General features: G+C 47.6%; 8 protein-coding genes and 2 pseudogenes. 6 read left to right on the top strand and 4 right to left on the bottom strand.

Annotated elements, in window-relative coordinates:
- Positions 1 to 192 precede the first annotated feature (192 nt).
- The 6 genes and pseudogenes from IQ219_RS10505 to IQ219_RS10480 all read left to right on the top strand — a co-directional run.
- The gene (locus tag IQ219_RS10505; protein WP_368667600.1) at positions 193 to 1,377 is read left to right on the top strand and encodes an EAL domain-containing protein; all 1,185 of its coding nucleotides are present in this window, start codon (positions 193 to 195) and stop codon (positions 1,375 to 1,377) included.
- A 5-nt stretch (positions 1,378 to 1,382) separates the two neighbouring features.
- A complete protein-coding gene (locus IQ219_RS10500; RefSeq protein ID WP_228016938.1) occupies positions 1,383 to 4,163 on the top strand; it encodes a PAS domain-containing sensor histidine kinase in 2,781 nt (926 codons plus the stop codon).
- 33 nt (positions 4,164 to 4,196) lie between these two features.
- Positions 4,197 to 5,153 carry an aldo/keto reductase gene (locus tag IQ219_RS10495; protein ID WP_194072563.1) on the top strand — a complete coding sequence of 319 codons (957 nt, stop codon included), beginning with the start codon at positions 4,197 to 4,199 and terminating at the stop codon, positions 5,151 to 5,153.
- Between the two features lie 25 nt (positions 5,154 to 5,178).
- Positions 5,179 to 5,505: a 2Fe-2S iron-sulfur cluster-binding protein gene (locus IQ219_RS10490; RefSeq protein ID WP_194072562.1), complete on the top strand. Its 327-nt coding sequence runs from the start codon at positions 5,179 to 5,181 to the stop codon at positions 5,503 to 5,505.
- A 136-nt stretch (positions 5,506 to 5,641) separates the two neighbouring features.
- A complete protein-coding gene (locus IQ219_RS10485) occupies positions 5,642 to 6,544 on the top strand; it encodes a fructose bisphosphate aldolase (protein WP_194072561.1) in 903 nt (300 codons plus the stop codon).
- A 122-nt stretch (positions 6,545 to 6,666) separates the two neighbouring features.
- Positions 6,667 to 7,287, top strand: a pseudogene (locus IQ219_RS10480) (IS1 family transposase); the annotation flags it as partial.
- A gap of 5 nt (positions 7,288 to 7,292) precedes the next feature.
- Here IQ219_RS10480 and IQ219_RS20115 read toward each other — a convergent pair.
- From IQ219_RS20115 to cdaA, 4 genes and pseudogenes are all read right to left on the bottom strand, one after another.
- Positions 7,293 to 7,436, bottom strand: a pseudogene (locus IQ219_RS20115) (IS701 family transposase); the annotation flags it as partial.
- A gap of 192 nt (positions 7,437 to 7,628) precedes the next feature.
- Positions 7,629 to 8,792 (bottom strand): magnesium/cobalt transporter CorA, encoded by a 1,164-nt coding sequence (corA, locus tag IQ219_RS10475; protein ID WP_190598075.1) that lies wholly within the window; start codon positions 8,790 to 8,792, stop codon positions 7,629 to 7,631.
- 115 nt (positions 8,793 to 8,907) lie between these two features.
- Entirely contained in the window at positions 8,908 to 9,657 is a 750-nt protein-coding gene (uppS, locus tag IQ219_RS10470; protein WP_190598076.1) for a polyprenyl diphosphate synthase, read from the bottom strand.
- A partial coding sequence (gene cdaA / locus IQ219_RS10465) for a diadenylate cyclase CdaA (protein WP_194072560.1) occupies positions 9,654 to 10,526 on the bottom strand: 873 nt, incomplete at its 5' end. The genes uppS and cdaA, both read right to left, overlap by 4 nt.

Genomic DNA, 10,526 nt, shown 5'->3' with positions numbered 1-10,526 from the left:
CTATAACGTACCGGGTTGGCTGGGGTTATTGATGGATAATCTCTTCCTCGGTCGGGTGGTGGAATCTACCATCCAAGCAGACCTAGAACGCTTCCGGGAATATATCAATAAGTTACAGGCTCCATAAACTAAAATCACAGTAGGCGGTCATAACCGGCATCTTGAGCATTAACAGCAAATATCGAGGTCACTGTGGCGGAGAAAACAAAAGTCTCAAGAAGCTTGTTAGTCCTTGACGACGAAAAAGATGTCGCCGCCACAATCTGCATGATGGCTGCCACCGCAGCCTATGACGCTGACTATATTGATGATGCTGACATTTTTCTAGAGAAAGTGGCCTCCTCGGCACCAACCCACGTGGCGGTAGATTTGCAACTAGCTGATCGTGATGGGATAGAAGTTATCCGTAAGCTAGCAGAGATGAAATGCAAGGCGGCAGTGATCATTATGTCTGGTCTAGGAGGACGCATACTAGAATCCTCTGCTAGGGCCACCACTGAAAACGGACTTCGGCTTCTGGGCACCCTAGCCAAGCCCTTTTCCCGTGCTCAACTTTTGGAATTGTTGGCAAAGGATGCCCATGAGACTGTTTCAACGCGGAAATTCCCAGCCTATTCTGTTTCTGATGCGCAAATCAGCGATGCGCTCAAGGCCAAAGTCTTTGTGGCCCACTTTCAGCCCAAAATTTCCTGTCTGACTGGCGAACTAGTCGGATTTGAATGCCTCGCCCGTTGGCCCCAAAAGGACGGTACTATGATCCCCCCGGATCAGTTTATTAGTTTGGCTGAGCAACGAGGAATGATTGATGCACTAACGCGACAAGTCTATCATTACGCCTTAGCCAACTTGCCCCTACGGAACCATAGATCTCCATTGAAATATGCGTTGAATCTTTCACCAATCAATTTAAAAGATACAAATTTTCCCCACTGGTTAAGAAATAAATGCCGCGAGCATAGTATTAAGCCATCACAGATTATTCTGGAACTTACAGAGACAGCTAGCATGGAAAATCCACTGGTGCTATTAGAGCATTTGACTCAGTTTCGCATCCATGGATTTCAGTTGTCCATTGATGATTTTGGCGTCGGTTACTCCTCCCTTGTGCAACTGGCACGGTTACCTTTTTCGGAACTGAAGGTCGACCAAATGTTCGTCAAAACTCTCTCCAGTTCCCAAGAGTCTCGGAAAATTGTCGCCGCTGTGGTTGGTCTTGGGAAGTCCATGGATCTGAATGTAGTAGCTGAGGGGGTAGAAAACACATCCGCTCTGCGGCTGTTGCGAGAGCTTGGTTGCGACGAAGCCCAAGGCTACTTTATCGGCAAGCCCATGGATGTTGTCACTGTCGGGAATTGGAGCAGCTTATCGGACAAGTAGGCATAATGAATCAACCAATGGATTTTCTATACAAGAGACTTTTCAATGCGTCACCAAGCAAAATTCTGGTGCTCCAGCCCGACAGATTTGAGATTATTGCCGTCACGGATGAATACCTGAAGGCGACCGCTACAAAAGAAAGTGATATTGTCGGCAAGACCCTGTTTGAGGTATTTCCCGATGACCCCAATGACCCCAATGCGGATGGGGTAAACAGCTTATCCGCCTCCCTGCAGAGAGTTATGTCGCTGAAAACAGCCGATATAATGGGTATACAACGTTATCCCATACGCCTACCCAATGGTACTTTTGAAGAAAGGTTTTGGAGTCCGGTAAATAGTCCTGTGTTAGATGAATTCGGAGCAGTCGAGTTTATTATGCACAGGGTAGAGGATGTGACGGAGATAGTTCATGAAAATAGTTTTGCCATCCTCACGGAAATCACCAAAACTGAAAACCGCATTGCTCTTCAGGATATTATTCTGCGGTCAAAAGAACTAAAGCAGACTCTATCAAAACTGCAGGAACATGAGGCTCGCATTCGCACTGCAGAGCGGATTCTGAGTCTTGGTACTTGGGAATATAATCCACAGACCGGCACTTTGAATTGGTCTAAGCAGGTGTTTGACATCTACGGTATGACCCCTACTCAAAAAGCACTGGATGTCGAAGAATATTTTGCCATGGTACATCCAGATGATCGGGAAGCATCCATTGCCGTTTATCAGTCCTTTATGGAAGAAAATGCCCCCCGAATTGCTTTTGAACATCGTGTGACCACCCGTGATGGCGATGTTAGGTATGTTAAAGGCTTTGGTGAACGTCATTGGACACCGGACGGTGAAATCGTGGTTGGCTGTGTTCAGGACATTACCTCGTTTATCAGAAATCGAGACAAACTTACCCAAGCGGAATACCTTTTACGTCTAGCAGGGGAAAAGGCCAGGCTAGGGGGTTGGCGTGTCGAACTAGATCCGCCGGTTGTCACTTGGACGTCGGAGACCGCGGTGATTCATGGTATGCCAGCCGGTTACTCTCCCCCTGATGTGGCCACAGCAGTTCAGTTTTATGCGCCCGAATTTCGTGAATTTATCATGGAAGTTTTTGAACGTTGTGTGCAGCAAGGGGAGGCTTTCGATGTCATCTGCCAACTTCAACTACCCGATGGGCGGAGTCCTTGGATACGGGCCATTGGTGAAGCCGAAAGAGATGCCCAAGGCAAGGTAATTGTTGTTCAGGGAGCGTTTCAGGATATTTCCACTTTGCGGGAGGCCCAGGACCGTTTTCAGTTAATCTCCAAAGCCACCAATGATGTAATTTGGGACTGGAATTTTGCCACCAATAAAATCTGGTGGAATGCCTCCATAACGGATACGTTTGGATACACTTTGTCGGATATGGCGGGGCCCGACTCTTGGGCGTTATGCATCCATCCCGATGACCGACAAAGGGTTGTCCAGGGCATTCATCAAGTGATCGACGGTGAAGAAAATTACTGGGAATGCGATTACCGCTTTATGAAAAGCGATGGCCAGTACGCGAATGTCATAGACCGTGGTTTTGTGACCCGCGATGGAAAGGGCGAAGCGATCCGTATGGTGGGTAGTATGCTCGATATTACTGAACGCATGGTAATGGAACAGAGGCTACGAGAATCGCAAAAACTCGAAGCTGTGGGACATTTAACCGGTGGTGTGGCTCACGATTTTAATAATTTATTAACAATTATTCTAGGTAACGCCGAAATGTTGTCGGAACTGGTGGCGGATCCAAACCTACAAAGTATGGCGGAAATGACATTATCGGCCGCTAAGCGTGGTGCCGAACTAACCCGCCATTTGCTGGCCTTTGCCCGCCGCCATCCTCTTGATCCCAAAATGACAGACATTAATCAGTTGGTGGAAGCGATGTGGGGACTTATTCGTCGCACCCTGCCGGAAAATATTGAGCTTGAATTTGCCCCTGACCCCGATCTAGGTATTACAGAAATTGATGCTGGTGAACTGGAAACAGCCTTGTTGAATCTGGTGGTCAATGCCCGCGATGCCATGCAAGATGGGGGCAAATTGACCATTGAGACTTCCACTGCTGTGCTGGATAGTGATTACGCCGATCGCCACTCTGAAGTGATAACGGGCGAGTATGTCATGATTTGTGTTTCGGACACTGGCATTGGCATGGATGCAGATACAGTGAGCCACGCCTTTGAACCCTTCTTCACCACTAAAACGGTGGGCAAGGGCAGTGGCCTTGGTTTAAGCATGGTCTTTGGTTTTACCAAACAATCGGGTGGACATATAAAAATTTATTCCGAACCCGGTGAAGGCACGGCAGTTAAACTCTACTTCCCAATGGTGAGAGGTGCCCAGCAAGTAAATTATCAACCAACCCAGGAATCATCACCGGAAGGTGGTACGGAGCATATTTTGATTGCCGAGGACGACGATTTGGTACTGAAACACCTTGAAGCTCAGTTGCGCTCCCTAGGTTATCGAGTCACAGCCGTCACATCCGGCCCCGATGCACTAAAAGTCTTGGGCAGCCATAACGATATCGAGCTTTTGCTTACCGACATAATTATGCCCGGTGGCATGAACGGGCGGGAATTAGCTGATCGTGCTAAGGCAATGTATCCCAAACTCAAGATTTTGTTCACCTCTGGCTACACCGAGAACGCCATTGTTCATCACGGTCGCCTTGATCCGGGAGTGGACCTGCTAAGTAAACCCTATAATCGTTTGGAGCTAGCAACTAAAGTGCGACAAGTGCTGAGCCAAAAACGTTAACTTTTGTTCAAATACCTGACTAGGATGAATTCAATGAAATATTTCCATTTGAGCAATGGGGAGCAGATTCCTGCCCTAGGTCTGGGAACGTGGAAGTCGTCCCCCCAAGTGGTAGGTCAAGCCGTTGAGCAAGCTTTGGACTTGGGGTATCGCCACTTTGACTGTGCCGCCATCTATGGCAATGAGGCGGAAATTGGAGCCACTTTTGCCAATGCTTTCAAGAAGGGTTTGGTAAAGCGAGAGGATCTCTGGATCACTTCCAAGCTGTGGAGTAATGCCCATCATCCCGACGCGGTTTTACCTGCTCTCCAAAAAACTTTGCAGGATTTGGGTCTAGATTATTTGGATCTGTATCTAATCCATTGGCCGGTGGTCATTGAACCCGGTGTTGGGTTTCCTGAATCCGGTGATCAGTTATTGCCATTTACCCAAGCTTCCCTAGAAGGAACCTGGCAAGCCTTAGAGAAAGCAGTTGATTTAGGACTCTGTCACCATATTGGGGTGTCTAATTTCAGCCTTAAAAAGTTAGAAATGCTCCTGTCCATGGCCCGTATTCGCCCCGCCGTCAATCAGGTGGAACTTCACCCCTATCTCCAGCAATCAGACTTACTGGCATTTGCTGAATCCCAAAACATTTTACTAACGAGTTATTCTCCCCTGGGCTCTGGCGATCGCCCGGCGGCTTTTCAGAAGGAGGCAGAACCAAAATTACTAGCTGACCCAGTGATTGCTGCGATTGCGACTGAACAAGGATGCAGTGCGGCCCAAGTCCTTTTAGCCTGGGCAATTAAAAGGGGAACTGTAACTATTCCGAAGTCGGTTAATCCTGAACGACTACTACAAAATTTGAAGGCGGCAGATATTACCCTCACTGATGCCCAAATGGCAAAAATTGCGGCACTAGACCGTCATTATCGCTACGTCTCAGGGGAGTTTTGGACAATTTCAGGCAGCCCCTATACCTTAGAAAACCTATGGGATGAAATCTAAACTTTGTTTTGAATTATAGAAAACCATGCCGAGCATTACTGTCCAAGGAAAAATCATTAACTGTCAGAGGGGAGCTAATCTCCGGCAGGTATTACTGAAAAACCAGATTCCCGTCCATAACGGCAATACCAAAATCATAAATTGCCGGGGTTTGGGAACCTGTGGAACTTGTGCGGTGGCGATCAAGGGCGAGGTTTCGACACTGGGTTGGCAGGAACAGACCCGTTTATCCCTGCCTCCCCATGGCCCCGAAACGACTCGGCGGCTGGCCTGTCAGGTCAAAGTCTTGGGCAACCTGACAGTGACTAAATTTGATGGTTTTTGGGGCCACGGCGATCGTCTTAATTACTAGGGGATAACTGGCGATCGCCGTCAATATTATTTTTTTGCTATCTCTGATTTTTGCTCGTCCGTATGTTGCTATCTTAATTTTTTCATCATTTCAATTCATTAAAATATTACAGAAACTTACCCCAAAGGAAGGAAGCGTGATGATTCTCGAACTGAACCAGGAACAACTGGAAAAAATGAAATCCCATCCTGGCTTCATTGCCGCCTTAGACCAAAGTGGAGGTAGCACACCAGGTGCATTGGCCGATTACGGAATCGAACAGGATACCTACTCTGGTGACGACGAGATGTTCGCGCTGGTGCATCAAATGCGGACCCGCATCATGACTAGTCCCGGCTTCAGCGGCGATCGAATTTTGGCGGCGATTCTGTTCGAGGACACCATGGACCGGGAAGTTGAGGGAGAGTCCACTGTCAACTACCTTTGGAAGCAGAAGCAAATCGTACCCATTCTGAAAGTCGATAAGGGACTAGCCGAAGAGAAGGACGGAGTCCAGTTGATGAAGCCCATACCCCAGCTTGACGATCTGCTAATGAAAGCTAAGAAAAAAGGCATCTTCGGCACCAAAATGCGGTCGTTTATCAAACATGCCAATGGGGCCGGTATCGAGGCGATCGTGAGCCAGCAATTTGAGCTAGCCCAGCAAATCATTGCCGCCGGACTGGTGCCAATCATTGAGCCGGAGGTGGATATTCACTGCCCAGAGAAAGCTATGGCAGAAACGCTACTCAAAGCTGCCATTCTGAAGCATCTTGAACAATTGTCCAACGGGCAGTGGGTGATGCTCAAACTCACTCTGCCGGAGCAAGACAACCTTTATAGCGATTGCATTGAACATTCCAGTGTTTTGAGAGTGGTTGCTTTGTCCGGTGGCTACTCCCAAATGGAAGCCAATGAGCGCCTGGGTAGGAATCACGGTGTCATAGCAAGCTTTTCCCGAGCCTTGACTGAAGGGTTGACCGCCCAGCAAACCGATGGTGAGTTCAACACCATGTTGGATGAATCCATTCAAAAGATCTATCAGGCATCACTCACATAATCTGTGGTAGGGAAAAATTTCATACTTTTAAGGGGCGCCCAAATTAAAGCACAGTAAAACTTGCCCCTGCCGTCCTCCCGTCTAACTTTGCCCATTTACGTTAACTGATCTGCAAACTTTTGTATCAACTCACAAATCTCTCCAAGGAACAGGGTAAACCTCTCTGGATGAAACTAGAAGCAGTCCTGCTGTACATGAGTGGTATGTCAATGAATGCTAAGGCAAAACTATTGGGAGTTTCCACTCAGTCAGTGCTCAACTAGGTTAGAGATTTTGGTGAAGCAAACTATGAAAAACCAGCCCCAGACTCAGCCATGGTGGTGGAATTAGACGAACTGTGGCATTTTCTCCAGATGAAAAAATAAGTTATGGATCTGGAAAGCATATGACCGTCTTACTGGGAGACTCATCGACTGGGAACTGGGAAATCTTGATAGTCAAACCCTAGGTCGTTTGCTGGAGAGACTGGCAAAGTGGAAAGTGACGGTGTACTGCACCGATGACTGGAAGCCTTCTCAACAAATGCTGGATGAATATCCTGATGCGTTCCATGTGATTAGGAAAAGGGAAATCGTCGGGATTGAGAGAAACAACTCAGATAATCGCCATTGGTTTGCCGCCGGATGAAGGTTGTCTCCAAGTCAGCCGGCATGGTTGATATTACCATGGCAATATTTGCTAAATTCAGGGTCAATGACAGCATAGAATTGTTACGTAACTGGCGGCTTTCATTACTTGCTTGAAACTCTCTTGTTTTTATATCCAGAATTAATCCTAGATGCAAATATTTAAAGTACTCTAAACTTCTCACTTCTAGAAACAAGTCTCTATAGGCTCAGCAATATTTGTCTATGAGTTCTACTGTTTCTTTGGCTTTACGGGGGGCTACCATATGCCACCTCTAGCTTTCAGCTTTTTTCTTCTATTCTGTCTTCTCTTTTCTGATAGAAGAGCGATAACTTGACCACAAATTATGAACAGATCATAACATATCACCGAGCCGAGTCACGAGCCATTTAAAGATCTCTTGGCAATACCCTCAAGTTTCCTTCAAACAATCAAAATATGCTTGATAATTACCAAGCTACTTTTCCCCCAAATCATAGGAGGGACTAAGCCAACCCTTGCGCCAGAAGAAATAGAGGGAGCCTCCGGCAATTAAAATCATCACTATCCAGGTAATATAGTAGCCCCAAGGACTATTTAGTTCTGGCATGTCTTTGAAGTTCATACCGTAAACCCCAGCAATAAAAGTTAGGGGGATGAAAATAGTGGAAATAACAGTCAAAAACTTCATCACCTCGTTCATTTTATTACTCATGGCAGTCATATAAACCTCCATTAAACTCGAAGCTAATTCCCGGTAAGCCTCAATAATATCTAACACTTGAATAATGTGGTCGTAGCAATCCCGAAAATAAATTCTTACGTCTGCTGTTACGATGGAATTGGTGGTGTCCCGCAGCAGCACATTCATCACATGGCGCAGGGGCCAAATTAACCTTCTCAGGGCCAACAGTTCCCGACGAATATGGTAAATTTCCTCCATCAATGAACTATTGGGATTACGAATAATGGTATCTTCTAGGGCTTCAATGCGTTCTTCATAGTCTTCTAAGAGGGGAAAATATTCATCAATTAACATGTCAATTAACAAATAACAGAGGTAATCCGCCCCCTGTTGGCACACTTTTCCCTGGTTGGTACGAATTCTTTCCCGCAATGGATTAAAACAATCAATAATATGGCCTTCCTGGAAAGTTAACAGGTAACGTTTGCCCAACACAAAACTGACCTGCTCACTCTCAAATCCATCTTCTTCCCGGTTGGGGCGTACCCGATGGGCAATCACCATGACATGGTCGTTATAATCTTCCACCTTGGCCCGTTGGGGCACGTTAACAATATCTTCCAACAGCAGAGGGTGTAACTTAAAAATTTCCCCCACTTCCTTAAGCACCTCTTCACTGCCCAAACCTTCAATGTCCATCCAGGAAACGGTGTTGGTGCCTAGGTAGGGCCTGAGGGCGTTGGGACTGATATCAGATTTGCGGACAGCATGGTTGGGGCTATAGTCCACTAAGACTATGCGAGAAGGGGGCGCATCGGGTTCAATGCTGAGGGTCCCTGGTTCACTGCCCGGTTCATCGTAAAAATAGTCGAAATAGTCTTCCTCTTCCTCTGCTTCTGGGGGGCGGCGCAGTTGGCGCAGGAGAAAATCCTCAATGCCAGTTTGGGTTTGGGGCATGGCAAATGCTCAGGAAAACTAGTTGATTTTATCGCAGGCTGTTTAAAGTTTGTTTAAACTGCGGTTCTTTGGCGATGGGGATTTGGGCATAAATTCCGACAATGTCGGGCTGGCCCTAAACTTTACCAAAACGACGTTGCCTTTGTTGATAGTCCCGCAGGGCTAAATGGAACGCTTGGCGGTCAAAGTCGGGCCAGAGAGTGGAGGTGACATAAATTTCCGCGTAGGCCATTTGCCAGAGCAAAAAGTTGCTGATTCTCAATTCTCCACTGGTGCGGATCAAGAGGTCGGGATGGGATAAACCTTCAGTATAGAGATATTTTTCCACCACCCCTTCATCGATGGTTTCTGGGTCTAACTTCCCCCCTTGCACTTCCCTGGCGATCGCCTGGCAGACATGGACAATTTCTTGGCGGCCGCCGTAGTTGGTGGCCACGGTGAAGCGGATTCCCGTATTATTTTTCGTATCTTCCATGGAGCGGGCAATTTCATCCTGGAGGGAACGGGGCAGGGAAGTAAGATTACCCACAAAGCGGATACGGACATTTTCCGCCATCATTTCCTTCAATTCCCGCCGTAGCACCCGCTCAAACAGGGTCATCAAAAATTCCACTTCTTCCAAGGGACGGCCCCAATTTTCGGTGGAAAAAGCATAGGCCGTCAGGGCAGAAATGCCCCAATCGTCGCAACAACGTAACAAATTCTTCAGGGAGTCCACCCCCCGCTGGTGGCCCATAATCCTTGGCATTCCCCTTTGCTTTGCCCAGCGGCCATTCCCATCCATGATGACCGCCACATGTTGGGGTAACCGTTGCTTGTCCAAATCCGGCGGTAATGTTTCTAAGATGACAGGTTTAATAGTCATTTTTTGTCGTTTTGGGCAGTTGAGGAAGGCAGCCAAAGCAAACGTCTGAGTATTCCCCAACTTTGGTTACTCAGGCTACGGCTCAGGCGGCTGAGTTGGGGGGTAACGGACTCCCGCTCCGTGGGGGGGGCATATTCAGTTTCGAGCAATTCCTTTAGTTTACTGCTAGTCAGGGGACGGTTGAGATTTCCCCCCTGGGCCAGGGTAATGGAGCCAGTTTCCTCGGAAACGACAATACAAAGACAATTTTCACTTTTTTCGGTGATGCCCATGGCGGCACGGTGCCTGGTGCCCAACTGCCGAGAAGCACTGCGTTCTGAGAGCGGCAAAATCACCCCGGCGGACACTAAACGGGAGCCCCGGATAAAAATGGCTCCATCGTGGAGCAAGGTTTTTGGCTGAAAAATGGTTTGCAACAATTCCTTGGACAATTTACTGTCAATGGCTACCCCCCGATTGAGAAAAATACGGCTATCTAAAATTCCTTGGGCTTCCATCACCATCAGAGCCCCAATCCGATTTTGGGACAGTTCCTTGACGGCATCGACAATTTCATCAATGGCATCGGTGCTGGGGGGGCTAGAACTCCGCCGCCGCAATAATTCTAAAAATCTCCCCTGGCCAAGCAGCTCTAAAAATCGCCTCAGTTCTGCCTGGAAGATTACAGCTAGGGCCACCGCTGTGCCCAAGACAAATTTTTCCAGCACAAACTTCAACAATTCCAAATGGAGGCGATCGCTCACCACCTGGGCCACCATCAGCACCAACAGCCCCCTCATAATCCATAGGGTTTGATTTTCACCAAAGACCCGGCTTAGCAGGTAAAACAAACCGATGACTAAGCCAAGATCGAGGGCGCCATGGAGGAG

The organism is Synechocystis sp. LEGE 06083 (genome assembly GCF_015207725.1).
Taxonomy (GTDB): Bacteria; Cyanobacteriota; Cyanobacteriia; order Cyanobacteriales; family Microcystaceae; genus Synechocystis; species Synechocystis salina.
This window is presented reverse-complemented; position numbering and strand designations above follow the sequence as displayed.